The organism is Burkholderia theae, assembly GCF_048565265.1.
In the GTDB taxonomy this organism is placed as follows: Bacteria; Pseudomonadota; Gammaproteobacteria; order Burkholderiales; family Burkholderiaceae; genus Burkholderia; species Burkholderia theae.
Window position 1 is genome coordinate 631491 of record NZ_CP183461.1, and the last position, 25290, is coordinate 656780.

At 68.1% G+C, this 25290-nt stretch carries 25 protein-coding genes; 18 read left to right on the top strand and 7 right to left on the bottom strand.

Features of this window, described 5'->3' with window-relative positions:
• The first annotated feature begins 28 nt into the window (after positions 1–28).
• The 11 genes from ACN22W_RS03030 to pyrF all read left to right on the top strand — a co-directional run bounded on the left by ACN22W_RS03030 (position 29) and on the right by pyrF (position 10763).
• On the top strand, positions 29–427 hold the full coding sequence (locus ACN22W_RS03030; RefSeq protein WP_129513673.1) for an EF-hand domain-containing protein: 399 nt from the start codon (positions 29–31) through the stop codon (positions 425–427).
• A 348-nt stretch (positions 428–775) separates the two neighbouring features.
• Positions 776–1675, top strand: coding sequence for an IclR family transcriptional regulator (locus ACN22W_RS03035; RefSeq protein ID WP_048251172.1), 900 nt, complete (start codon positions 776–778; stop codon positions 1673–1675).
• Positions 1672–2697: a 2-dehydro-3-deoxygalactonokinase gene (locus ACN22W_RS03040; RefSeq protein ID WP_419686173.1), complete on the top strand. Its 1026-nt coding sequence runs from the start codon at positions 1672–1674 to the stop codon at positions 2695–2697. The genes ACN22W_RS03035 and ACN22W_RS03040 overlap by 4 nt, the downstream gene beginning before the upstream one ends.
• A gap of 23 nt (positions 2698–2720) precedes the next feature.
• Positions 2721–3398 carry a 2-dehydro-3-deoxy-6-phosphogalactonate aldolase gene (locus tag ACN22W_RS03045; protein WP_419686175.1) on the top strand — a complete coding sequence of 226 codons (678 nt, stop codon included), beginning with the start codon at positions 2721–2723 and terminating at the stop codon, positions 3396–3398.
• Positions 3398–4177: an SDR family oxidoreductase gene (locus ACN22W_RS03050; protein ID WP_193099437.1), complete on the top strand. Its 780-nt coding sequence runs from the start codon at positions 3398–3400 to the stop codon at positions 4175–4177. Before ACN22W_RS03045 ends, ACN22W_RS03050 begins: the two co-directional genes overlap by 1 nt.
• Before the next feature lie 102 nt (positions 4178–4279).
• Positions 4280–5275, top strand: a complete 996-nt coding sequence (locus ACN22W_RS03055; protein ID WP_129513676.1) for an arabinose ABC transporter substrate-binding protein — start codon at positions 4280–4282, stop codon at positions 5273–5275.
• Between the two features lie 68 nt (positions 5276–5343).
• Positions 5344–6855 carry an L-arabinose ABC transporter ATP-binding protein AraG gene (araG, locus tag ACN22W_RS03060; RefSeq protein WP_129513677.1) on the top strand — a complete coding sequence of 504 codons (1512 nt, stop codon included), beginning with the start codon at positions 5344–5346 and terminating at the stop codon, positions 6853–6855.
• Between the two features lie 70 nt (positions 6856–6925).
• Positions 6926–7939, top strand: coding sequence for an L-arabinose ABC transporter permease AraH (gene araH / locus ACN22W_RS03065; protein ID WP_412022501.1), 1014 nt, complete (start codon positions 6926–6928; stop codon positions 7937–7939).
• 29 nt (positions 7940–7968) lie between these two features.
• Positions 7969–8784, top strand: a complete 816-nt coding sequence (locus ACN22W_RS03070) for an SDR family NAD(P)-dependent oxidoreductase (protein WP_419686178.1) — start codon at positions 7969–7971, stop codon at positions 8782–8784.
• A gap of 50 nt (positions 8785–8834) precedes the next feature.
• A complete protein-coding gene (locus ACN22W_RS03075; protein WP_419686180.1) occupies positions 8835–9896 on the top strand; it encodes an aldose 1-epimerase in 1062 nt (353 codons plus the stop codon).
• 39 nt (positions 9897–9935) lie between these two features.
• Positions 9936–10763 (top strand): orotidine-5'-phosphate decarboxylase, encoded by an 828-nt coding sequence (gene pyrF, locus ACN22W_RS03080; RefSeq protein ID WP_048251180.1) that lies wholly within the window; start codon positions 9936–9938, stop codon positions 10761–10763.
• Positions 10764–10823: 60 nt separating this feature from the next.
• Here the strand turns inward: pyrF and ACN22W_RS03085 are convergent, their stop codons facing one another.
• The 3 genes from ACN22W_RS03085 to thiL are packed head-to-tail and all read right to left on the bottom strand — an operon-like array spanning position 10824 to position 12889.
• Positions 10824–11324 carry a CinA family protein gene (locus ACN22W_RS03085; RefSeq protein WP_129513682.1) on the bottom strand — a complete coding sequence of 167 codons (501 nt, stop codon included), beginning with the start codon at positions 11322–11324 and terminating at the stop codon, positions 10824–10826.
• 31 nt (positions 11325–11355) lie between these two features.
• On the bottom strand, positions 11356–11901 hold the full coding sequence (locus ACN22W_RS03090) for a phosphatidylglycerophosphatase A (protein WP_419686181.1): 546 nt from the start codon (positions 11899–11901) through the stop codon (positions 11356–11358).
• Positions 11891–12889: a thiamine-phosphate kinase gene (gene thiL, locus ACN22W_RS03095; RefSeq protein WP_419686183.1), complete on the bottom strand. Its 999-nt coding sequence runs from the start codon at positions 12887–12889 to the stop codon at positions 11891–11893. Before thiL ends, ACN22W_RS03090 begins: the two co-directional genes overlap by 11 nt.
• Positions 12890–13025: 136 nt before the next feature.
• Here thiL and ACN22W_RS03100 point away from each other — a divergent pair, with 136 nt between their 5' ends.
• The 4 genes from ACN22W_RS03100 to ACN22W_RS03115 all read left to right on the top strand — a co-directional run bounded on the left by ACN22W_RS03100 (position 13026) and on the right by ACN22W_RS03115 (position 17678).
• Positions 13026–15368: an NADP-dependent malic enzyme gene (locus ACN22W_RS03100; RefSeq protein ID WP_419687360.1), complete on the top strand. Its 2343-nt coding sequence runs from the start codon at positions 13026–13028 to the stop codon at positions 15366–15368.
• A 377-nt stretch (positions 15369–15745) separates the two neighbouring features.
• Positions 15746–16177 (top strand): ribonuclease domain-containing protein, encoded by a 432-nt coding sequence (locus ACN22W_RS03105; protein ID WP_048251184.1) that lies wholly within the window; start codon positions 15746–15748, stop codon positions 16175–16177.
• Positions 16178–16193: 16 nt separating this feature from the next.
• On the top strand, positions 16194–16760 hold the full coding sequence (locus ACN22W_RS03110; RefSeq protein WP_048251226.1) for a barstar family protein: 567 nt from the start codon (positions 16194–16196) through the stop codon (positions 16758–16760).
• Positions 16761–16970: 210 nt separating this feature from the next.
• On the top strand, positions 16971–17678 hold the full coding sequence (locus tag ACN22W_RS03115) for a hypothetical protein (RefSeq protein ID WP_419686184.1): 708 nt from the start codon (positions 16971–16973) through the stop codon (positions 17676–17678).
• A 78-nt stretch (positions 17679–17756) separates the two neighbouring features.
• Here ACN22W_RS03115 and ACN22W_RS03120 read toward each other — a convergent pair whose 3' ends face one another.
• Genes ACN22W_RS03120 through speE form a run of 3 tightly spaced genes read right to left on the bottom strand, consistent with a single transcriptional unit; the run spans position 17757 to position 19866 of the window.
• Positions 17757–18524 (bottom strand): 16S rRNA (uracil(1498)-N(3))-methyltransferase, encoded by a 768-nt coding sequence (locus tag ACN22W_RS03120; RefSeq protein WP_193097608.1) that lies wholly within the window; start codon positions 18522–18524, stop codon positions 17757–17759.
• Between the two features lie 17 nt (positions 18525–18541).
• The gene (locus ACN22W_RS03125; RefSeq protein WP_193097609.1) at positions 18542–18958 is read right to left on the bottom strand and encodes a VOC family protein; all 417 of its coding nucleotides are present in this window, start codon (positions 18956–18958) and stop codon (positions 18542–18544) included.
• Positions 18959–19008: 50 nt separating this feature from the next.
• Entirely contained in the window at positions 19009–19866 is an 858-nt protein-coding gene (speE, locus tag ACN22W_RS03130) for a polyamine aminopropyltransferase (protein ID WP_048251188.1), read from the bottom strand.
• Between the two features lie 217 nt (positions 19867–20083).
• On the opposite strand from speE, the gene tkt reads away from it, so the two are divergent.
• Both tkt and gap read left to right on the top strand, forming a co-directional pair.
• Positions 20084–22156 carry a transketolase gene (tkt, locus tag ACN22W_RS03135; RefSeq protein WP_419686185.1) on the top strand — a complete coding sequence of 691 codons (2073 nt, stop codon included), beginning with the start codon at positions 20084–20086 and terminating at the stop codon, positions 22154–22156.
• 87 nt (positions 22157–22243) lie between these two features.
• Positions 22244–23254 carry a type I glyceraldehyde-3-phosphate dehydrogenase gene (gene gap / locus ACN22W_RS03140; protein WP_014898111.1) on the top strand — a complete coding sequence of 337 codons (1011 nt, stop codon included), beginning with the start codon at positions 22244–22246 and terminating at the stop codon, positions 23252–23254.
• A gap of 77 nt (positions 23255–23331) precedes the next feature.
• On the opposite strand, the gene ACN22W_RS03145 is transcribed toward gap, so the two are convergent.
• Positions 23332–24222: a LysR substrate-binding domain-containing protein gene (locus ACN22W_RS03145; RefSeq protein ID WP_419686188.1), complete on the bottom strand. Its 891-nt coding sequence runs from the start codon at positions 24220–24222 to the stop codon at positions 23332–23334.
• Between the two features lie 151 nt (positions 24223–24373).
• Between ACN22W_RS03145 and ACN22W_RS03150 the strand changes: the two genes are divergently transcribed.
• On the top strand, positions 24374–25147 hold the full coding sequence (locus tag ACN22W_RS03150) for an SDR family NAD(P)-dependent oxidoreductase (RefSeq protein ID WP_419686189.1): 774 nt from the start codon (positions 24374–24376) through the stop codon (positions 25145–25147).
• Positions 25148–25290 lie beyond the last annotated feature (143 nt).

The window sequence follows — 25290 nt, forward strand, 5'->3', positions numbered from 1 at the left end:
ACGACCTCATTCCAGACTGGAGCCTGATATGAAGAATCGTTTCATCGTCGTTGCCGCGGCGCTCGTTTGCGCCGGCGCCGCAGCATCCGTTTCCGCGTTCGCGCAGGCGAGCGACACCGCCGCACCGGCGCGCGCGCGCCAGGCGCAGCTCGGCGATCCGTACGTGCCGCCGGCCGCACGCAAGCCGACGGCCGGCACGCAGACGACGGGCGCCGCGCTGCATGCGCAGGTGGTGCGCAAGCTCGCGCGGCAGTTCGACGCGGCCGATACGCAGAGCACGGGTTCGATCACCGAGGCGCAGGCGCGTGCGGCCGGCCTAGGTTATGTCGCGAACCACTTCCGGCAGATCGACGCGAGCGGCAACGGCCGCGTGTCGTTCTCCGACGTGCAGCGCTACATGCAGGCACGCAGCACAAGCCAGCAGTAAGCGCGACGGATGTGGACAAACGGGGGCGGAACCTGCGTGACAGCGGGTTCCGCCCCCGTGCACTTGGCGCGGCCGTTTCATCCTGCAGGTGGCGGATGTTCGCCGAATTCTCATTATCTGGGCAACGCATTCAAATATTGGAGACAAGTGCGTGCGCTCCTATAATCCGAAGCACATCGACAGCTTCGGACCCACGCATCGCGCGGCGCCCGACGCACACGGAGACACATTCCATGAAGTTCGCCGGGCGCTTCCCTCGGTGCATCGACCGCCGCCACGCCGCAGCACCGGACGCAGTTCCGGCGCCGCGCGAGCGGCTTCACCGATTCCGTTGAAGAAGCCCGCTCCATGACCAAGATGCCCGTACCCCTTGCCCTCGACACCCGGCGCGCGACGCCGGACGATACGTCGCTGACCGACAGCATCGGTGCGACCAGCACGCCGCTCGATCTCGCCGCGCAGCAGGCCGGCACGCAGACGCTGCTGCGCGGGCTCGCGATCCTCGAGGCGATCGCGAACGGCGCGCGCGACATGCGTGCGATCGGCGCTGCGCTCGGCACGACGCGCAGCACGACGCACCGCCTCGTCAGCAGCCTCGTGCAGGCGCGCTACCTGCGGCAGGTGCAGGGCGGTTACCTGCTCGGCCCGAAGCTGATCGAGCTCGGCACGATCGCGCTCGAACAGATGCCGCTCACCGCGGTGGCGCGGCCGCATCTCGAAGCGCTCGCGGAAGCGACGCTCGACACGATCCATCTCGGCGTGCGCGACGGCGATGACGTGCTGTACATCGACAAGATTCCCGGCACGCGCGGCCTCGAGATGCGTTCGCGCGTCGGCCACCGGATGCCGCTCGCATCGACGGGCATCGGCAAGGCGATGATGCTCGACCTCGATCCCGATCTGTGGCGCTCGCTGTTCGAGGCCGCGCGGCGCGCGCTGGCCGGCGTCAATTTCAAGCCCGACAACCGGCCCGAGACGAGCGCGTTCCTGCAGCGCATGGCCCATTACGCGGCCGGCGGCTATACGTTCGATCTCGAGGAGAACGAGGCGTCGATCCGCTGCGTGGCCGCGCCGATCCGCGACGCATCGGGCGCGGTCGTCGCGGCCGTATCGGTCGCGAGCACGATTCCGTACATGCCGCATGACCGGATGGACGAACTGATTCCGCTCGTGCAGCGCGAAGCGCGAGCGATTTCCGCGGAACTGGGCTGGAGCCCGCCGCAGGGTACTCGCAGGATCAAACGATGACGACTTCGACCCGGCCCGTTCCGGATGCCAGCTCCGCCACCCCGTCGCTGATCGCGCTCGACTGGGGCACGACGTCGCTGCGCGCCTATCTCTACGATGCGCATGGCGCGCTCGTCGACTCGCGCAGCCGTGCGGCAGGCGTGATGCATGTCCCGGGCGGCGGCGCGCGCGCGTTCGACGCGGTGTTCGAGGAAGCGTGCGGCGACTGGCTCGACCGCACGCCCGGCCTGCCGGTGCTCGCCGCCGGAATGGTCGGCAGCGCGCAGGGCTGGCGCGAGGCGCCGTACGTCGCGGTGCCGGCCGGTGCCGACGCGCTCGTCGCGGGCCTCATCACGGTGACGACGTCACGCGGCGCGACGGTATCGATCGTGCCGGGCGTGATCGCGACGGGCGAATTGCCCGACGTGATGCGCGGCGAAGAAACGCAGATATTCGGTGCACTCGCGAGCGATCCCACGCTTGGCGCCGATCGTTCAGGGGTACTGATCGGCTTGCCGGGCACGCATGCGAAATGGGCGTGGGTGAAGGACGGGCTGATCGAGCGCTTCCAGACCTTCATGACGGGCGAGCTGTTCGCGGTGCTGCGCGACCACACGATACTCGGCCGCACGATGCGCGCGGGCGCGTCGCCCGACCACGCGGCGTTCGTGCGCGGCGTGTCGGTCGCGCGCGGCGCGCAGCGCACGGGGCTGCTCGCGACGATTTTCAGCACGCGCACGCTCGGCCTGACCGACCGGCTCGCGCCCGATGCGCAGGGCGACTACCTGTCGGGCCTGCTGATCGGCCATGAACTCAACGCGCTCGACGCGATGCTCGCGGAGCGCGGCATCGCGCTCGCGTCCCAGCCGCTGCGGTTGATCGGCGACGACGGCCTGTGTGCGCGCTACGTCGCCGCGCTCCGCGAATTCGGCCACACGCATGCACGGGTCGTCGCGCATGCGACCGAGCGCGGCCTGTGGCGGATCGCGTCGCGCGCCGGGCTCGTGCGTGCGGACGGCGAGCCCGTCTTCGCCGACCAATGAACCGATTGCAGAGGAACCCCGTCATGCCGTCCGACCTTACGTTGCCCGCGCCGTACACGCCCCACGCCGCACTGATGCGCGCGTTCGATGCGTGTCCGCTGATCGCGATCCTGCGCGGGATCACGCCCGCCGATGCGGCCGACCATGGCCATGCGCTCTACGAAGCCGGCTTCCGGATCGTCGAGGTGCCGCTCAACTCGCCGGACCCGTTCGGCAGCATCGCGGCGCTGCGGCGCGCGCTGCCCGACGACGCGATCGTCGGTGCCGGCACCGTGCTTCGTGCGGAGTACGTCGACCGCGTGCAGGACGCGGGCGGCGCGCTGATCGTGATGCCGCACAGCGACGCGGCCGTGATCCGCCGCGCACGCGAGCGTGGCCTCGCGAGCGCACCGGGTGTCGCGACACCGACCGAAGCGTTCGCGGCGCTCGCGAACGGCGCCGACGTGCTGAAGATGTTCCCGGCCGAGCAACTCGGCGTGCCCGTCGTGAAGGCGTGGCGCGCGGTGATCGACCGCGCGGTGCCGCTGATCCCGGTCGGCGGCATCTCGCCCGACAACATGCAGCCGTTCCTCGCGGCCGGCGCGAACGGCTTCGGGCTCGGCTCGGCGCTGTACCGGCCCGGCCAGCCGGCCGATGCGACCGCGGCGAACGCGCGCGCGTTCCAGGCCGGATTGCGCGTCGCGCGCGGCGGAGCCGCATGATGGGCCGCCTCGCGGGCAAGGTCGCGATGGTGACGGGCGCGGGCCGTGGCATCGGCGCCGCGATCGCCCGTGCGTTCGCTCGCGAGGGCGCGGCCGTCGCGCTCGTCGATCTCGACTTCCCGCAGGCGCAGCATACGGCCGCCGCGATTGCGCACGACACCGACGGCGCGCGCGTGCTGCCGCTGCATGCGGACGTCGCGCGGCAGGATTCGGTGCGCGCCGCGCTCGTACAGACCGAGGCGGCGTTCGGCCCGCTCGACGTGCTGGTGAACAACGCGGGCATCAACGTGTTCGCCGATCCGCTGACGATGACCGACGACGACTGGCGCCGCTGCTTCGCGGTCGACCTCGACGGCGTGTGGCATGGCTGCCGCGCGGCGCTGGAAGGGATGGTCGAGCGCGGTCGCGGCAGCATCGTGAACATCGCATCGACGCATGCGTTCCGGATCATCCCGGGCTGTTTTCCGTACCCGGTCGCGAAGCACGGCGTGCTGGGCCTCACGCGCGCGCTCGGCATCGAATACGCGGCGCGCAACGTGCGCGTGAACGCGATCGCGCCGGGCTACATCGAGACGCAGCTCACGCGCGACTGGTGGGACGCGCAACCCGATCCGGCCGCCGCGCGCGCCGAGACGCTCGCGTTGCAGCCGATGAAGCGGATCGGCCGGCCGGAGGAGGTCGCGATGACGGCCGTGTTCCTGGCGTCCGACGAGGCGCCGTTCATCAATGCCGCGTGCATCACCGTCGATGGCGGGCGCGCGGCGCTGTATCACGACTGACGCAACGATTCGAAAGACCGCACGTGCGACGGCCGCGCGCACGCTGCGTCGAAACCAACAAGCGGCTGCATCCTGTTCGATGAAGACAAGGAGACACTGGAGATGAAACGCAGAACGTTCGTAACGCTGGCCGCGGCTGCCGCGGTGGTGATGGGCAGCCCGGTCGCGCACGCGGCCGATCCGGTCAAGATCGGCTTTCTGGTGAAGCAGCCGGAAGAACCGTGGTTCCAGGACGAGTGGAAGTTCGCCGAGATGGCGGCGAAGGAAAAGGGCTTCACGCTCGTGAAGATCGGCGCACCGTCGGGCGAGAAGGTGATGAGCGCGATCGACAACCTGTCCGCGCAGAAGGCGCAGGGCTTCATCATCTGCACGCCCGACGTGAAGCTCGGGCCGGGTATCGTCGCGAAGGCGAAGTCGCACAACCTGAAGATGATGACGGTCGACGACCGCCTCGTCGACGGCGCGGGCAAGCCGATCGAGGCCGTGCCGCACATGGGGATTTCGGCGTACAACATCGGCAAGCAGGTCGGCGACGGCATCGCGGCCGAGATCAAGAAGCGCGGCTGGGACATGAAGGACGTCGGCGCGATCGACATCACCTACGAGCAGCTGCCGACCGCGCACGATCGCACGAGCGGCGCGACCGACGCGCTGGTGGCCGCCGGTTTCCCGAAGGCGAACGTGATCGCGGCACCGCAGGCGAAGACCGACACCGAGAACGCGTTCAACGCGGCGAACATCGCGCTCACGAAGAACCCGCAGTTCAAGCACTGGGTCGCGTACGGCCTGAACGACGAGGCCGTGCTCGGCGCGGTGCGCGCGGCCGAAGGGCGCGGCTTCAAGGCGGACAACATGATCGGTATCGGCATCGGCGGTTCCGATTCGGCGATGAACGAATTCAAGAAGCCGCAGCCGACGGGCTTCTACGGCACCGTGATCATCAGCCCGAAGCGCCATGGCGAGGAAACCTCGGACCTGATGTACACGTGGATCACGCAGGGCAAGGCACCGCCGGCGCTGACGCTGACGACGGGCATGCTCGCGACGCGCGACAACGTGTCGAAGGTGCGCGAGGAGATGGGTCTCGCATCGAAGTAAGCGGCCCGCCGGCTGCCGCGGCGATGCGGCGGCCGGCGGTCGATCGGTTTCGGAAGTGGGGAGACGACGTGTCAGCGGCACTGCGTTTTGACAATATCGGCAAGGTATTTCCCGGCGTGCGCGCACTCGACGGCATTTCGTTCGACGTGCATGCGGGCGAGGTACATGGCCTGATGGGCGAGAACGGCGCGGGCAAGTCGACGCTGCTGAAGATTCTCGGTGGCGAATACCAGCCCGATGCGGGCAGCGTGCTGGTCGACGGCCAGCCCGTGCAGTTCGCGAGTGCGGCCGCGTCGATCGCGGCCGGCATCGCGGTGATTCACCAGGAGCTGCAGTACGTACCCGACCTGACGGTCGCGGAAAACCTGCTGCTCGGCCGCCTGCCGAACGCGTTCGGCTGGGTGAGGAAGCGCGAGGCGAAACGCCATGTGCGCGAGCGGCTCGCCGCGATGGGCGTCGATCTCGATCCCGACGCGAAGCTCGGGCGGCTGTCGATCGCGCAGCGGCAGATGGTCGAGATCTGCAAGGCGCTGATGCGCAACGCGCGCGTGATCGCGCTCGACGAACCGACCAGCTCGCTGTCGCATCGCGAGACCGAGGTGCTGTTCAAGCTCGTCGACGACCTGCGCGCGCAGGGCCGCGCGCTGATCTACATCTCGCACCGGATGGACGAGATCTACCGGCTGTGCGACGGCTGCACGATCTTCCGCGACGGGCGCAAGGTCGCGTCGCACGCGTCGCTCGACGACGTGCCGCGCGAGCGGCTCGTCGCCGAGATGGTCGGGCGCGAGATTTCGGATATCTACCATTACGCGCCGCGCGCGCTCGGCGACGTGCGGTTCTCCGCCGAAGGCGTCGACGGCCCGGCGCTGCGCGAGCCCGCGAGCTTTTCGGTGCGCGCGGGCGAGATCGTCGGCTTCTTCGGGCTGGTCGGCGCGGGCCGCAGCGAACTGATGCGGCTCGTGTACGGCGCGGACCGCCGACGTGCGGGCGTGCTGACGCTCGACGGCGCGCGCATCGACGTGAAGCGCACCGGCGACGCGATCCGCCACGGCATTGTGCTGTGCCCCGAGGACCGCAAGGAAGAAGGGATCATCGCGATCGCGTCGGTCGCGGAGAACATCAACATCAGCTGCCGCCGCCATTCGTTGCGTGCGGGGCTCTTCATCGACCGCAAGACCGAAAACGAAACGGCCGACCGCTTCATCCAGCGGCTGAAGATCAAGACGCCGAACCGGCGGCAGAAGATCCGCTTCCTGTCGGGCGGCAACCAGCAGAAGGCGATCCTGTCGCGCTGGCTCGCGGAGCCCGACCTGAAGGTCGTGATCCTCGACGAACCGACGCGCGGGATCGACGTCGGCGCGAAGCACGAGATCTACGACGTGATCTACCGGCTCGCGGAGCGCGGCTGCGCGATCGTGATGGTGTCGTCGGAACTGCCGGAAGTGCTCGGCGTGTCCGATCGCATCGTCGTGATGCGCGAAGGCCGGATCGCCGGCGAGCTGTCGCGCGAACAGGCGAACGAGCACGCGGTGCTGAACCTCGCGCTGCCGCAGACGAGTGCCGCCCAGGCGGCCTGACGCGGCGCACGACATTCGAATCGACCAGGCGCGGCGCGGGCCGCGCGATGCAGGAGCAGGAGACACAATCATGCAAGTCAGGGAAAACCTCGCCAGCGCAGCCGTGAAGCCGTCGGCCGACACGCTGGTACCGCAGAACGACCGCCAGAAGTGGTGGCAGCATCTGACCGAATACAGCCTGATCGCGATCTTCGCGGTGATGTTCGTGACGATGTCGCTGACGGTCGATCACTTCTTCTCGATCGACAACATGCTCGGGCTCGCGCTGTCGATCTCGCAGATCGGCATGGTCGCGTGCACGATGATGTTCTGTCTCGCGTCGCGCGATTTCGACCTGTCGATCGGCTCGACCGTCGCGTTCTCGGGCGTGCTGTGCGCGATGGTGCTGAACGCGACCGACAACACGTTCGTCGCGATCGTCGCGGCGGTCGCGGCGGGCGCCGCGATCGGCTTCGTGAACGGCGCGGTGATCGCCTACCTGCGCATCAACGCGCTGATCACGACGCTCGCGACGATGGAGATCGTGCGCGGGCTCGGCTTCATCGTGTCGAAGGGGCAGGCGGTCGGCGTGTCGTCGGATACCTTCATCGCGCTCGGCGGGCTGTCGATGTTCGGCGTGTCGCTGCCGATCTGGGTCACGCTGCTGTGCTTCATCGCGTTCGGCGTGCTGCTGAACCAGACCGTGTACGGCCGCAACACGCTCGCGATCGGCGGCAACCCCGAGGCATCGCGGCTCGCGGGGATCAACGTCGAACGCACGCGTGTATACATCTTCCTGATCCAGGGCGCGGTGACGGCGCTCGCGGGCGTGATCCTCGCGTCGCGCATCACGTCGGGCCAGCCGAACGCCGCGCAGGGCTTCGAGCTGAACGTGATCTCCGCGTGCGTGCTCGGCGGCGTGTCGCTGATGGGCGGCCGCGCGACGATCTCGGGCGTCGTGATCGGCGTGCTGATCATGGGCACCGTCGAGAACGTGATGAACCTGCTGAACATCGACGCGTTCTATCAATACCTCGTGCGCGGCGCGATCCTGCTCGCGGCGGTGCTGCTCGACCAGCTGAAGAACCGCGGCGTACGCGACTGACCCGACCCGCCTTCACGGAGACGAACCGCATGACCATCGACACGTCCGCGCACGACCCGCTCACCGCGAGCCCTGCGCGTTATGCAAGTTACCCGAGCCTCGCGGATCGCGCGGTGCTGATCACGGGCGGCGCGACCGGCATCGGCGCGTCGTTCGTCGAGCACTTCGCGCAGCAGGGCGCACGCGTCGCGTTCGTCGACCTCGACGCGGACGCCGGCACGGCGCTGGCGGAAAGCCTCGCGCATGTGCCGCATGTCCGTCACTCGCCGCTGTTCATCCAGTGCGACCTGACCGACGTCGACGCGCTGCGTCATGCGATCGACGCGATCCGTGCGCGAATCGGCGCGATCGCGGTGCTCGTGAACAACGCGGCGAACGACACGCGCCATGCGATCGGCGACGTGACGCCCGCATCGTTCGACGCGGGCATCGCGGTGAACCTGCGCCACCAGTTCTTCGCCGCGCAGGCGGTGATCGACGACATGAAGCAGCAGGGCGGCGGCTCGATCGTCAATCTCGGCTCGATCAGCTGGATGCTGAAGAACGGCGGTTATCCCGTCTACGTGATGGCGAAGGCGGCCGTGCAGGGCCTGACGCGCGGCCTCGCGCGCGACCTCGGCCCGTTCGGCATCCGCGTGAATTCGCTGGTGCCCGGCTGGGTGATGACCGACAAGCAGCGCCGGCTGTGGCTCGACGACGCGGGCCGCGCGGCGATCAAGGCCGGCCAGTGCCTCGACGCCGAACTGCTGCCCGGCGACCTCGCGCGGATGGCGCTGTTCCTCGCGGCCGACGACAGCCGGATGATCACCGCGCAGGACGTGATCGTCGACGGCGGCTGGGCCTGACCGTTCGCACCGACCTGCATCGTTTCTTCGACGAAGGAAAGGAGCTCATCATGACCGCCACGTCCTCGCACGCATCGTCGTCCACCAGCCAGTCGCGCCGCGCCCGGCTGGCCGCCGCCGCGCAGCCGGTCAGCCCCGGCCCGCAGACGGCCGCCTTCGCGCAGGGCGTCGGCGCCGCGCATGCGGCGGCCGTCACGCTGTCGAACGCGTCGCTGCGGCTCGACGTGCTGCCGCACCTGGGCGGCGGCATCGCGCGCTTCGACTGGCGCGGCGACAACGGCGCGATGATGCCGGTGTTCCGCCGCTGCGAGCATCCGGAGACGGCGACGGACCCGAACGAGCTCGCGTGTTACCCGCTGCTGCCTTATTCGAACCGGATCGGCGACGGGCGTTTCGAATGCGACGGCCGCAGCGTCGCGGTGCCGCGTAACCGCCGCGACGAGCCGCTGCCGATCCACGGCGACGGCTGGCTCGCGCCGTGGCAGGTGGACGATGCGACCGACACGACGCTGCAACTGTCGCTCGATCGCACCGGCGGCGCGCCGTATGCGTTCCGCGCGATCCAGTCGTTCGAACTCGACGATGCGACGCTGTCGATCGCGCTGTCGATCGAGAACGCGGGGCGCGCCCGGCTGCCGTTCGGGCTTGGCGTGCATCCGTTCCTCGTGCGCGACGCGGTGACCGAGCTGGCCGCGGCCGCCGGCGGGCTGTGGCTGTCGGGCGCCGATTTCCTGCCGGTGCGGCACGTGAGCGTGCCGCCGGCCTGGCAGTTCGGCGTCGCGTATCCGTTGCCGGCCGCGCTCGTCAATCATGCGTTCACCGGCTGGGGCGGCCACGCGACGGTGAGCTGGCCGCGCCGCAGGCTGTCGCTGACCGTCGCGGCCGACACCGACGCGTACGTGCTCTATACGCCGCCCGGCGAGGATTTCTTCTGTTTCGAGCCGGTGGATCATCCGATCAATGCGATGAACCTGCCCGGTGGCGCGGTCGCGCACGGGATGACGCTGCTCGCGCCGGGCGAGCGGCTCACGCGGCGTTTTGCGTTCACCGTCGAGCGCGCCGATGCGCGCAGCAATGCCGCGACACGCGAGGGACGCCGGCGACGCGGGTAAAATACGCGGTCTACCAACGGTTTGCCGCGAGTACCCGCCATGTCTTCCCCGCTTACTTTCATTGAATCGCTGCGCGCCGCGTGGCAGCGCACCAACTCGTTGCTGTGCGTCGGCCTCGATCCCGAGCCGTCGCGCTTTCCCGTGCAGTTCGACGGCCAGCCCGACGCGATTTTCGAATTCTGCCGGCAGATCGTCGACGCGACCGCGCAGTACGCGAGCGCGTTCAAGCCGCAGATCGCCTACTTCGCCGCGCATCGCGCGGAAGACCAGCTCGAACGGCTGATCGCGCACATCCATCTCCAGCATCCGGGCCTGCCCGTGATCCTCGACGCGAAGCGCGGCGACATCGGCAGCACGGCCGAGCAGTACGCGCGCGAAGCGTTCGAACGCTATCGCGCGGACGCGGTCACGGTGAACCCGTACATGGGCTACGACTCGGTCGAACCGTACTTCGAGCATGAAGGCAAGGGCGTGATCGTGCTGTGCCGCACGTCGAACCCGGGCGGCTCCGACCTGCAGTTCCTCGATACGAACGGCCGGCCGCTGTACCAGGTCGTCGCCGATCTCGCGGCGAACAAGTGGAACGCGAAGAACGGCCAGCTCGGCCTCGTGGTCGGCGCGACGTTCCCGAAGGAAATCGAGATCGTGCGCGGGATCGTCGGCGACATGCCGCTCTTGATTCCCGGCATCGGCGCGCAGGGCGGCGACGTGCAGGCGACCGTCAACGCGGGCCGCACGGCCGACGCGACGGGCATGATGATCAACTCGTCGCGCGCGATCCTGTACGCGAGCAACGGCGAGGATTTCGCCGAAGCCGCGGCGCTCGCCGCGCAAAAGACCCGCGATACGATCAACGCGTATCGCTGAAATGTGCAGGCCGCCCGCCCGGGCGGCCTGTTGCCGAGCCCGCGCGCGGCGGGCCGCGCTTCAGCCTTCGCGCTCGTCGAGCAGCTTCAGGAGCCCGCGCAGCGCGTGCACGGCCGCCTGCGTGCGGATCTGTTCGCGGTCGCCCTTGAACACGAGCGTCTCGACGTCGGTATGCAGCCGGTTGCTCCAGCCGAACGACACGGTGCCGACCGGCTTCTTCTCGCTGCCGCCCGCCGGGCCCGCGATGCCCGTGACCGACAGCGCGACCTGCGCGCGGCTGTTGCGCAGCGCGCCTTCGGCCATCGCGCGCGCGACCGGCTCGCTGACGGCGCCGTGCTTGTCGATCAGCTCGGGCGGCACGCCGATCATCTCGATCTTGGCCTGGTTCGAATAGGTGACGAAGCCGCGCTCGAACCACTGGCTGCTGCCGGAGATGTCGGTGATCGCCGCGGCGATCATGCCGCCGGTGCAGGATTCGGCGGTGGCGAGCGTCAGGTGCTCGTCACGCAACTTGTTGCCTGCGCGGATCGCAAGCTGGTGGACGACGGAATCGGTTGGCATGCGCGTCGGGAAACGGGAGTCGGGAAATCGGTCAGCCGACGACGGAGCGCCACAGGGCGATCACGAGCAGCGTCATGAACGCGGCGATCAGGTCGTCGACCATGATGCCGAGCCCGCCTTTCAGGCGACGGTCGAAGTAGCGGATCGGCGGCGGCTTGAGCATGTCGAAGATGCGGAACGCGACGAACGCCCACAACTGGCCGACGAACGTCGCGGGCGTGACGAACAGCATCACCAGCCAGATCGCGACGATCTCGTCCCAGACGACGGGCCCCGGATCGGACGTGCCCATCTTCCTCGCGGTGAAACCGGTGATCCACGTGCCCGCCACGAAGCCGGCCGCGATCAGCCCCCACCATTCGGGCACCGTCAGGTAGCGGTTGAGCACGACGAACGTGAGCCAGCCGAACAGCGAGCCGAACGTGCCGGGCATGATCGGCGCGAGCCCGCTGCCGAAGCCGAGCGACACGATGTGCGCCGGGTGCGACAGCATGAAGCGCGCGTTCGCACGCTTCGGCGCGTTCGGTGCGGCGTCGGGCTCGGTCGCGGCGTGCGCGGACGTCGGGTCAGTCTGCATGGAAGTGATCGAAGCCGTGCAACGTGAGAGCCAGGGGGGCGCCGGCGGCGTCGCGCCACGTGATCGTGGGCTGCTCCGACGGGGCGGACAACGCGCGTATTGTACCGACTCGCGTGACCGCAACGCCGGCCGTTGCGCCGGCCGCTTCGACCGCCGCGCGGGCCGCGGCCGGCGCGGTGAAGCACAGCTCGTAGTCGTCGCCGCCCGCCAGTGTGCAGCGGCGCTGCACGTCGGGCGACAGCGTCGCGAGCGCGGCCGAGCGTGGCACCGCATCGGCGTCGATCTCGGCGCGCACGTTCGAGCGCGTGAGGATGTGTTGCAGGTCGCCGGCGAGGCCGTCCGAGATGTCGAGCGCCGCGTGCGCGACGCCCGCGAGCGCAAGGCCGAGCGCGACGCGCGGCTCGGGGCGCTCGAGCGCGCGCCGGAACGCGGCCGCTTCGTTCGCGCCGGCGGCCCATTCGCCGCGTGCGACGCCGAGGCCGGCGCGCGCGTCGCCGAGCGTGCCGGACACCCAGACGTCGTCGCCGTCGCGCGCGGCATCGCGCCGCAGCGCCGCGTCGGGTGCGACTTCGCCGAAGACGGTCACGCACAGGTTCAGCGGCCCGCTGGTGGTGTCGCCGCCGATCAGCTCGCAGCCGAACCGCTCGGCGAGCGCGAACAGCCCGTTGCTGAACGCCTCGAGCCATGCCGCGTCGGCACGCGGCAGCGCGCACGCGAGCGTGAACGCGCGCGGCTCGGCGCCCATCGCCGCGAGGTCGGACAGGTTGACCGCGAGCGTCTTGTGGCCGAGCGCGTCGGGCGCGACGTCAGGGAAGAAGTGGCGGCCTTCGACCAGCATGTCCGTCGAAATGGCCAGCAATTTCCCGGATCGGGGTGTGATCAGCGCGCAATCGTCGCCGATGCCGAGCGTCGACGCGCGCGTGCCCTGTGCCGCGCGGCGCGCGAAGAAGCGTTCGATCAGCGAAAACTCGGAGAGGGCGGCTGGCACGGCGGATGGATCCGATACGGTTGAAGGAACGGCATTGTACGAGGCGAACGGCGGGTGTTCGTGTACCGTTCTGGACATTTTTGTCGCGGCTGTCGCACCCGAAACGCCGGTCTGGCGGCCGGTGATTGGCGCTACAATGCCGTCGAAGAGTTATTCTAATCCGCCCGTCAAGAGACACATGTCCACGCAAGCCTCCTCCAAAGCCAAGCTCCGCGAAGCCGCGCTCGACTATCACGAATTCCCGACTCCCGGGAAGATCGCGATCGCCCCGACCAAGCAGATGATCAACCAGCGCGACCTCGCGCTCGCGTATTCGCCGGGTGTGGCGTTCGCGTGCGAGGAGATCGTCGAGAATCCGCTCAACGCGGCGCGTTTTACCGCGCGCAGCAACCTGGTCGGCGTCGTCACGAACGGCACGGCGGTGCTCGGTCTCGGCAACATCGGCCCGCTCGCGTCGAAGCCGGTGATGGAAGGCAAGGCAGTGCTGTTCAAGAAGTTCGCCGGCATCGACGTGTTCGACATCGAGCTGAACGAGTCGGACCCGCACAAGCTCGTCGACGTGATCGCCGCGCTGGAGCCGACCTTCGGCGGGATCAACCTGGAAGACATCAAGGCGCCGGACTGCTTCATCGTCGAGCGCGAGTGCCGCAAGCGGATGAAGATCCCGGTGTTCCACGACGACCAGCACGGCACCGCGATCGTGGTGGCCGCGGCCGTCACGAACGGCCTGAAGGTCGTCGGCAAGGACATCAAGAAGGTGAGGCTCGTCGCGTCCGGCGCCGGCGCGGCCGCGCTCGCGTGTCTCGACCTGCTGGTCGACATCGGCCTGCCGATCGAGAACATCCTGGTGACCGACCTGGCCGGCGTGGTCTACAAGGGCCGCACCGAACTGATGGACCCGGACAAGGAGCGTTTCGCACGCGAAACGGAAGCGCGCACGCTGGCCGAAGTGATCGACGGCGCGGACATCTTCCTCGGCCTGTCGGCCGCCGGCGTGCTGAAGCCGGAGATGGTGAAGGGCATGGCCGAGCGCCCGCTGATCCTCGCGCTCGCGAACCCGACGCCGGAAATCCTGCCGGAAGCGGCGCTCGAAGTGCGCCCGGACGCGATTCTCGCGACCGGTCGCACCGACTACCCGAACCAGGTCAACAACGTCCTGTGCTTCCCGTTCATCTTCCGCGGCGCGCTCGACGTCGGCGCGACGACGATCACGCGTGAAATGGAGATCGCCGCCGTCAACGCGATCGCCGAGCTCGCGCAGCACGAGCAGAGCGACATCGTCGCGACCGCGTACGGCATCCAGGACCTGTCGTTCGGGCCCGAATACCTGATTCCGAAGCCGTTCGATCCGCGCCTGATCGTGAAGATCGCGCCGGCCGTCGCGCAGGCCGCGATGGACGGCGGCGTCGCGACGCGCCCGATCGAGGACATGGAGGCGTACCGCGTCCACCTCCAGCAGTTCGTGTATCACAGCGGCACGACGATGAAGCCGATCTTCCAGATCGCGCGCGCCGCGCCGGAAGAGAAGAAGCGCGTGGTGTTCGCGGAAGGCGAAGAAGAGCGCGTGTTGCGCGCCGTTCAGATCATCGTCGACGAAAAACTGGCGACGCCGATCCTGATCGGCCGCCCGTCGGTGATCGAGCACCGTATCCACCGCTACGGCCTGCGCTTGAATCCGGGCGTCGACTTCACGGTCGTCAACACCGAGCACGACGAGCGTTACCGCGACTTCTGGCAGACGTACTACAAGCTGATGGCGCGCAAGGGCATCAGCGAACAGCTCGCGCGCGTCGAGATGCGCCGCCGCACGACGCTGATCGGCGCGATGCTGGTGAAGAAGGGCGAAGCGGACGGGATGATCTGCGGCACGATCAGCACCACGCACCGCCATCTGCACTTCATCGACCAGGTGATCGGCAAGCGCCCGGGCTGCAGCGTGTACGCGGCGATGAACGGCCTCGTGCTGCCGGGCCGCCAGATTTTCCTGGTCGACACGCACGTGAACGTCGATCCGACCCCGGAACAACTGGCCGAGATCACGATCATGGCCGCGGAAGAAGTGCGCCGCTTCGGCATCGAGCCGAAGGTCGCGCTGCTGTCGCACTCGAATTTCGGCACGAGCAACGCACCTTCGGCGAAGAAGATGCGCGATACGCTTGAGATCCTGCAGGAACGCGCACCGGAGCTGAAGGTGGACGGCGAGATGCACGGCGATGTCGCGCTCGACGCGGCGCTGCGCAAGGAAATCCTGCCGGAATCGACGCTGGAAGGCGAAGCGAACCTGCTGATCCTGCCGAACATCGACGCCGCGAACATCGCGTACAACCTGCTGAAGACGGCCGCCGGCAACAACATCGCGATCGGGCCGATCCTGCTGGGCGCTGCCCAGCCGGTGCATGTGCTGACCGAATCGGCGACCGTTCGCCGCATCGTCAACATGGCAGCGCTGCTGGTCGCCGACGTCAACGCCACGCGCTAAGCAAAAACGAACGCGCCAGGCCGGTCGAACCGGCGTGGCGCGTCGGGCGAAATTGTAAACAAAAGAAAAAAGCGGCGTGCCCGCAATGGGCACGCCGTCGGGCAGGGCGCAAACGCGCTTCCCTCAAGCAACAGCAGCATCTCTCACCGCTCCGGGTAGCGAGCGTGGCAAGGAGGCAGGTCTTGCCATGGAGAAATGCCGCTTGTATTTTATCCTGTGTAAGATAAATGTAGTGTAATTTCGGTAAGAAATGCGCAAATCGGCGCGTCGTCGGGCTTTCGATTCCCAAACGGACATTGATTCGCGCGGCCAATAACGCTACGCTAACGCCTTTGTTGGTCGTCAACTACTTGATTTAACAGCGGGAACCCTGGTTCATGGCACGCAAGTGGCTCCGCAACGGCGCGCTCGCGTCCGTCTTCGCGATGTTCGCGATGGGTATCGTCGGCACGCCGACGGGCAGTCTGGTTTCCGCCGCTTACGCACGGGAGGCCGTTTCGGCCGACGTGGCCGCGAGCGGGCTCGATACGATTCCGACCGCCAGTCTTCCGCGCGAGGCCGTGACCACGCTGGGCCTGATCGGCGCCGGCGGTCCCTATCCGTACGAGAAAGACGGCGTCGTGTTCGGCAACCGCGAGCGGATCCTGCCGAAGGCGAAGCGCGGCTACTACCATGAATACACGGTGCCGACGCCGCGTGCCCGCAATCGCGGCGCGCGCCGGATCGTCTGTGGCGGGCCGTTGCGCCGGATCGACAACTGTTATTACACGGGCGACCACTACAACAGTTTTAAACGTATTGTTGAATGACTTCGGGATGAATGGCATGAGCGACTCCATCTACGCGCACGATACGGCGACGGCGGCGGAACTGTTCGCGACCGGCGACGGCAATCTGTTTCAGCGCGTGATCCAACTTCACGCGGCGGCGCAGGCCGGCAGTGCGCCGGAGCAACAGGAAGCCGAGCCCGGGCTTTCATCGAACGAGGAGCCTATGAGCCTTTTCACGAGCGTGCGACCTAATCTCGTGCAGTCGATCCGCGCGTTCCGCGTGCAGGATCTCGCCGACGAAGCCACCCGGCTCGGCCAGCATTTCCTGTACGCGTTTTGCGGCGCCGCGCAGTCGAAGCAGGAAGTGATGGAAACGATCGCGACGTCGTTCCTGTTTCCGAAGCATTTCGGGAAGAACTACGACGCGCTGTACGACTGCCTGACCGACCTCGTCGCGAAGGCCGGCGCGCAGCCCGGTTTCGTGATCGTGCTCGAAGGGCTGCCGATCGCGCAGAAATTCGACAAGGAAGGGCGCGAGACGCTGCTCGACGTGTTCCGCGAAGCGGCCGAGTTCTGGGCCGAACGCAAGGTCGCGTTCCGGGTGTTCTACTCGTTCGCGTAAGCACGCATCGGCCTGCGGCCGATCCGGCAAGAAGCCCGCCTCGAGCGGGCTTTTTTGCGCCTGCGCGACGCGTCCGGGCCGGTGCGCCCTTCGCTTGCCGACATCGGCCTTTCATCTGGCGCCATTTTTCGAGACAATTCTGGTCGGCCCGGCTGCGGCAGCCGCCGCATCGGGTGCGTACAACAAACATCGAGAGAGGGCTGTCTTCCCATGAATATTTCCCGTTCCGCACACGCCGTCGTGTTGCCCCTGCTGGTCGCGGCCGGCGCCGTGCATGCCGCGCCGCTGACGCCCGAGCAGACCGTCGACCTTTACATCGGCGCGCTCGTCAACGGCGACGTGTCGAAAGCCCGTGAATTCAACGACGCGGTTCGCGCGAGCTACAGCGGCAAGGACGCGCTCGACATCAACGTGCTGTCGACGATGGGCGACTCGATGCGCAAGGACATGGCCGACGGGATACTGGCGCCGATGCCGCCGAAGGCGAGTACCGCGTTGCGTCCGTCGGTCGAGAGCATGGCCGCCGCTTATCAGCGCGCGCTCAATCGGTCGGAATGCAAGACGACCGGGTCGTCGCAGCGACCGAACTCCGATGTCGAGGGCGCGACGATCGCGACGGTCGAATTCGCTTGCCGCGTGGCGGATGCGGGGCCGGGCGCGAAGGCGCTGGAGGCGAAGCTGGGGCCGAATCGGCGCCTGAAGAGCGAGGCGGCACGCATTGCGTCGCTCAAGACGATCTTCTCGGGGATCGCGCAGGTGCTGGACGATGCACCGGTGACGCACCCGGTGACGGGCAAGATCGACATTTACAGCCTCAAGGAGGGCGGCTGGACGACCGGTAGCCCGGGCGACGTGCTCACGCCGGTGGTCGACGCATTGTCCGATTCGATGCCGCACGGCTCGTCGAGCGACAAGTAACGTGCGATAAACCGCGACGTCAACGTCGCGTGCGAGCGGGGAAGGGCCGTGCCGCGTCGCGGCGGCACACCCTGCTCGTTACCACCCGCCCCAACGCGCGGCTAACGCCGCGAGCACGGCCGCACCGGCCGTCTCGGTGCGCAGTACGCGCGGCCCGAGCGACAACGCGGTGAATCCGCGGGCGCGCGCCGCGTTTTCCTCGTCGGGCGACAGCCCGCCTTCGGGGCCGATCAGCAGCGTCACGGTGGCCGCGGGCGGCGCGTCGGGCAGCGACGCAAACGAGATGCTCGCACGCGGCGACAGCAGCAGCCGCAGCTCGCCGTCGGCCGGTGTGGCAGGCAGCGTATCGAGCCACGCGTGGAAGCCGGCGACCGGAGCAACGTCGGGTACACGGTTGCGTCCGCACTGTTCGCACGACGCACGCACGACGCCGCGCCAGTGTGCGACGCGCTTGTCCGCGCGTTCGCCGGACAGCTTCACGACGCCGCGCGCGGTCGACAGCGGCACGACCGCCGCGACGCCGAGCTCGACGGCTTTCTCGATCACCCAGTCCATCTTGTCGCCGCCGGCGATGCCTTGCGCGAGCGTCACGCGGTAGGGCGGTTCGGCTTCGGCCGGTTCGAACGTGTCGATCTGCGCGATCGCGCTGCGCTTGTCGATCTCGACGAGCCGCGCGCGGTACTGGCCGCCGGTGCCGTCGAACAGCGCGAGCACGTCGCCGGGCTGCAGGCGCAGCACCTGTGCGTGGCGTGCGACGTCGGCCGGCAATGCGAGTGTTGCGTCGGCGCGCAATGCGGCTTCGACGAAAAAGCGCGGCACGGCCGCGGTGGTGGTGGCTTCGTTCATGCGTGTTGCGGTGTCGGTCATGCGTGGAGACGGTGTCCGAGCGCCCATCGGTAGCCGTCGAGATCCTCGATCTGCGCGAAGCGGTCGCCCCAGAACTGGTCTTGCGGCGCGCTCAGCGATTTCGCGCCCGCGTCGAGCGCGCGCTGCCAGGTGGCGTCGACGTCGTCGACATACAGATAGAACGATTGCGGCGCGGTCGTGTTCGCGCTTTTCGGCGTGAGCGCGGTCGAGCCGAACGCGCCTTCGGGCGCGAACATCACGATCAGCTGGCCGCGATAGGCCATCTCGACGTGCATGATCGCGCCGTCCTCGTCGTGCACGTCGCGCAGCTCGAAGCCGAATGCGGCCTTGAAGAAATCGATGGCCGCGCGCGCGTTGCGTACGGCCAGATAAGGCGTCAACCAAGGCACGTTGGCCGGACGTGGATCGGTCATCGGTAGTTCTCCTGCGTGGGGAAAGCGGAACGGCTCGACCGCCCGGGTGCTCAGCGGCGAGCGCCCAGTGTATCGCGCAGCGCGCAGGGCAGGGCAAAGAGGGACGCATGCAGCCGCGCGTCGTAGTAGCGCAAGCCCTGCACGCGACGGGCGGCGAGCCGGTCGTCGATGTCGTGCGCGAACAGCGCGGCCGCATCGAGCGTGTCGCTCGCGATCGCCATCAGCCACTGCGAGCCGTACAGCGGCACGTGCGCGGACAGCGGATCGACGACCGCGAAGCTCGCGCGCAGGTCGTCGAGCAGCGCGGCGATGCGCGTGGCATGGAACACGGGCGAGCCGAGGTGCATCGAGATCGCGCCGCACGGCGTGAGGATCCGCTTGAGCCGCGCGTAGAACGCACGCGTATAGAGGCCGGCCGCCGGCGAATCGGGCGGCGTGAGGTCGAACACGACGAGATCGAAATGCTCGACGGTCGATTCGACGAAATGCGCGGCGTCGCCGATCACGACCTCGACGCGCGGGTCGTCGAGCGCACCCTGGTGCACGTCGTCGAGATAACGGCGCGCCATCCCGACCACCTCGTCGTCCAGCTCCGCGATCACGATCCGCTCGATGCACGCGTGCTTGAGCAACTGGCGCGCCGCGCCGCCGTCGCCGCCGCCGAGCACGAGCGCCTTCCTGGGCGACGGATGCGCGAGCGCGGCCGGGTGCGTCATGCACTCGTGATAGACGTACTCGTCGCCGACCGACGTCATCGGCTGGCCGTCCAGCGTAAACAGGCGGCCGAGCTGCGGCGTTTCCCAGACCTCGATCTGCTGGTGCGGCGACGCGACATGCGCGAGCCGCCGCGCATTCGGGAAGCCGTAGGTGGCGTCGGGCGTAGGGTGAAAGAGAAGCGTGGTGCTCACGGGCGGGGCCGCTGAGGGCAGGCAGTTCTGACGTCTGAATTATAGGAGGCGCGCGGTTTGACGGAAAACCGTGCCGGAACACTACGCGCGGACAAGGGAAATGTCAGCCCATCTGTTAAAATGACGAGCTTTGCAGCCCCGTCCGTAGGCTCCGTCCGCTTCGCGTCCGTCAGGCGCCGCACCGCGCGCCGGGAACGATTGACGCTCGAGCTTCCGGATGCCGCCGTGCCCCCGTTTCCTCGACTCGTTCTCCGGACTCGACATGACGACTTCGTCTCCCGCCTCCACCACCCTGATGGCCAACGCGATCCGTGCGCTCGCGATGGACGCCGTCCAGCAAGCGAACTCCGGCCACCCCGGCATGCCGATGGGCATGGCCGAAATCGGCGTCGCGCTCTGGTCGCGCCACCTGAAGCACAACCCGACGAACCCGCACTGGGCAGACCGCGACCGCTTCGTGCTGTCGAACGGCCATGGCTCGATGCTGCTGTACTCGCTGCTGCACCTGACCGGCTACGACCTGCCGATCGAAGAGCTGAAGAACTTCCGCCAGTTGCACTCGAAGACGCCGGGCCACCCGGAATACGGGATCACGCCGGGTGTCGAGACGACCACCGGCCCGCTCGGCCAGGGTCTCGCGAACGCGGTCGGCATGGCGCTCGGCGAAGCGCTGATGGCCGACGAGTTCAACCGCGACGGCGCGAAGATCGTCGATCACCACACGTACGTGTTCCTCGGCGACGGCTGCCTGATGGAAGGCATCTCGCACGAAGCCTGCTCGCTCGCGGGCACGCTGAAGCTGAACAAGCTGATCGCGCTGTACGACGACAACGGCATCTCGATCGACGGCGACGTCGTGAACTGGTTCCACGACGATACCCCGAAGCGCTTCGAAGCGTACGGCTGGAACGTGATCCCGAACGTGAACGGCCATGACGTCGACGCGGTCGACGCGGCGATCGCGAAGGCGAAGCTGTCGGACAAGCCGACGATGATCTGCTGCAAGACGGTGATCGGCCAGGGCGCGGCCACGAAGGCGGGCGGCCACGACGTGCACGGCGCGGCGCTCGGCGCGGAAGAAATCGCGAAGACGCGCGAAGCGCTCGGCTGGAAGTGGGAGCCGTTCGTGATTCCGCAGGAAGTCTACGCGGCATGGGACGCGAAGGAAGCCGGCAAGCGCGCTGAAACCGAATGGGACGCGACGTTCGCCGCCTATCGCGCCAAGTTCCCGGCAGAAGCCGCCGAATTCGAGCGCCGGATGGCGAACAAGCTGCCGGCCGACTGGGCGCAGAAGGCGGCGGCGATCATCGCCGGCGCGAACGAGCGCGGCGAGACGGTGGCGACCCGCAAGGCGTCGCAGCAGGCGATCGAAGGCCTGGCTGCCGCGCTGCCCGAACTGCTCGGCGGCTCGGCCGACCTGACCGGCTCGAACCTGACCAACTGGAAGGCGTCGAAGGCCGTCCGCGCGAATCCGGAAGGCCCGGGCGTCGTGCTGGGCAACCACATCAACTACGGCGTGCGCGAATTCGGCATGAGCGCCGCGATCAACGGCCTCGCGCTGCACGGCGGCCACAAGCCGTTCGGCGGCACGTTCCTGACGTTCTCCGACTACAGCCGCAACGCGCTGCGCGTGGCCGCGCTGATGAAGGTGCCGTCGATCTTCGTGTTCACGCACGATTCGATCGGCCTCGGCGAAGACGGCCCGACGCACCAGTCGATCGAGCACGTGTCGAGCCTGCGCCTGATCCCGAACCACGACGTCTGGCGTCCGGCCGACACGGTCGAAACGGCCGTCGCATGGACCCACGCGGTCGCCGCGGATCGTCCGTCGAGCCTGATCTTCAGCCGCCAGAACCTCGCGTTCAACCCGCGCACCGACGCACAGATCGCCAACATCGAGAAGGGCGGTTACGTGCTGAAGGACTGGGACGAAGAGATCGTCGCGCGCAAGATCATCCTGATCGCGACGGGCTCGGAAGTCGAACTCGCGATGAAGGCCGTCGAGCCGCTCGCGCAGCAGGGCATCGCGGCGCGCGTCGTGTCGATGCCGTCGACCAACGTGTTCGACCGCCAGGACGCCGAATACCGCGAACGCGTGCTGCCGCACGGCGTGCGCCGCGTCGCGATCGAAGCGGGCGTGACGGCCTTCTGGCACAAGTACGTCGGCCTCGAAGGCGGCGTCGTCGGGATCGACACGTTCGGCGAATCGGCGCCGGCCGGCGTGCTGTTCAAGTACTTCGGCTTCACCGTCGAGCACGTCGTCGAGACCGCCAAGGCCGTGCTGGCCTAAAGACATACGCGACGCGCGCCCCCTGCCGCGCGCGTCGCACCGTGAAGCTGCACGAAACGAATTTTTTCAGCCATCAGGAGATAGACCATGACGATTCGCGTCGCAATCAACGGCTACGGCCGCATCGGCCGCAACACGCTGCGCGCGTTTTATGAAAACGGCAAGAAGCACGATCTCGAGATCGTCGCGATCAACGACCTGGGCGATGCGAAGACCAACGCGCACCTGACCCAGTACGACACCGCACACGGCAAGTTCCCGGGCGAAGTGTCGGTCGACGGCGATTACCTCGTCGTGAACGGCGACAAGATCCGCGTGCTGGCGAACCGCAACCCGGCAGAACTGCCGTGGGGCGAGCTCGGCGTCGACGTCGTGATGGAGTGCACGGGCTTCTTCACGACCAAGGAAAAGGCAAGCGCGCACCTGAAGGGCGGCGCGAAGAAGGTGATCATCTCGGCGCCGGGCGGCAAGGACGTCGACGCGACGATCGTCTACGGCGTGAACCACAACGTGCTGAAGGCCGAGCACACCGTCATCTCGAACGCATCGTGCACGACGAACTGCCTCGCGCCGCTCGTCAAGCCGCTGAACGACAAGATCGGCCTCGAAACCGGCCTGATGACGACGATCCACGCGTACACGAACGACCAGGTGCTGACGGACGTCTATCACGAAGACCTGCGCCGCGCGCGTTCGGCCACGCATAGCCAGATCCCGACGAAGACGGGCGCTGCTTCGGCCGTCGGCCTCGTGCTGCCGGAACTGAACGGCAAGCTCGACGGTTACGCGATCCGCGTCCCGACGATCAACGTGTCGGTCGTCGACCTGTCGTTCATCGCCAAGCGCGACACGACGGTCGAGGAAGTCAACGCGATCATGAAGGAAGCGTCGGAAGGCGCGCTGAAGGGCATCCTCGGCTACAACGACGCACCGCTGGTGTCGATCGACTTCAACCACAACCCGGCTTCGTCGACGTTCGACGCGACGCTGACCAAGGTGTCGGGCCGCCTCGTCAAGGTGTCGAGCTGGTACGACAACGAGTGGGGTTTCTCGAACCGCATGCTGGATACGGCTGTCGCGTTCGCGAACGCGAAGTAATCCCGCACGTTGCGCGGCCTCCGCAAAGCGGCACGCGCGGCAAACGAGCCCGGCCCGGTTTTCCGGCCGGGCTTTTTTTATTGCGCCGACGCTGCCGTCACCTGCTCGAGCGCGTCGACGAAGGCGCGCTTCAGCGGGCTGTCGAGGTCGGTCCACGCGAGGCCGATGCCGGTCCGGTGCCCGGCCAGGTCGAGCGGCCGTGCGAGCACGTTCGGCGGCAGCGCGCTGGCGGCTTCCGCCGGGATCAGCCCGATGCCCATGCCGGCCGCGACGAGCGCCAGCATCGTCGTGAATTCCCCGAACTCCTGCGCGATCTCGAGCGTCGTGCCCGCGCGGCTCAGCGCGAGCAGCATGTCGTCGTGAAAGCCGGGCGCGTAGCGGCGTGCGAGCACGAACGCGGGCTGGCCGCGCAGCGCGGCCGGCGGGATCGCGTCGTGGGCGGCGAGCGGGTGGTCGAACGGCAGCGCGACGACGAAACCTTCCTCGAGCACCACGCGCGTGTCGATGCCCGCATACGCGGCCGGCAGCCGGATCATCCCGAAATCGATCCGCCGGTCGCGCAGCGCGGCGATCTGGGCGGGTGTCGGCATGTCCTTCAGTTCGAGCGTGATCAGCGGATAACGCTCGCGCATCGTGCGCAGCACGGCCGGCAGCAGCGTGGGCAGCACCGACGACACGAACGCGATCCGCAGCGTGCCGATCTCGCCGCGGCTCGACAGCCGCGCCATCTGTTCCGCGCGCGCGGCCTGCTGCAGCGTGGCCCGCGCTTCGGGCAGGAACACGCGCCCCGTATCGCTCAGTTCGACCTTGTGCCGGTCGCGCTCGAACAGGCGCGCGCCGAGCTCTTCCTCGAGCGCCTTGATCTGCATGCTCAGCGCGGGCTGCACGATGAACAGGCGCTGCGCGGCGCGCCCGAAATGCAGCTCTTCCGCGAGCGTGACGAAGGCGCGCAATTGCTTGAGTTCCATGGGCGGCGGGCAGGCGAGGGCGGTAATCAGATTTCATGATAACCGCATCAAAAAAGACCATTGGCGCGGTGCCCGGCCGGCAGCCGAAGATACCGTCAACGAGAGACCGGCCGCGACGGGCGCCCGGCTCCACCGGCACGAGGAGACATGCATGACGAACGCGCTTGAACGGTTCCGCCTGGACGGCCGCCGCGCACTGATCACGGGTTCCGGACGCGGGATCGGGCTGACGCTCGCTCGCGGGCTCGCGGAAGCCGGCGCGGCGATCGTCATCAACGATCGCAATGAGGAAAAGGCCGCGGCGCTCGCGCGCCACTTCCGCGAGGAAGGTTTCGCGGCCGACCATGCGGTGTTCGACGTCGCCGAGCATGCGCAGGTGCGCGCGGCGATCGACGATTTCGAGGCGCGCGTCGGCGCGATCGACATCCTCGTGAACAACGCGGGCATCCAGCGCCGCGCGCCGCTCGACACCTTCGAGCCCGACGACTGGCATGCACTGATGCGCGTGAATCTCGATGGCGTGTTCAACGTCGCGCAGGCGGTCGCGCGTCACATGATCGCGCGCGGCCACGGCAAGATCATCAACATCTGCTCGGTGCAGAGCGAGCTCGCGCGGCCGACGATCGCGCCGTATGCCGCGACGAAGGGCGCGGTGCGGATGCTGACGAAAGGGATGTGCGCCGACTGGGCGCGCCACGGCATCCAGGCGAACGGCCTCGCGCCCGGCTATTTCGAGACCGAACTGAATCGCGCGCTGGTCGACGACGCGGCGTTCTCGGACTGGCTGTGCAAGCGCACGCCGGCCGGCCGCTGGGGGCGCGTCGACGAGCTGTGCGGCGCGGCGATCTTCCTCGCGTCGGCCGCCTCCGATTTCGTGAACGGCCAGACACTGTTCGTCGACGGCGGGCTGACCAGCGCCGTCTGAGCGGCGGCGCGCCCGCGCGATGCGCGGCGTGCCGTCGGCCGGCTTCGGCCGGCATCCGAATTCCCAGAAGAGCCCGCCGCACGAGCGGGCCGATGTCCCGGCGCGCGCCGCGTAGCCAGGTTCCGGAACGGAAGCAGGAGACA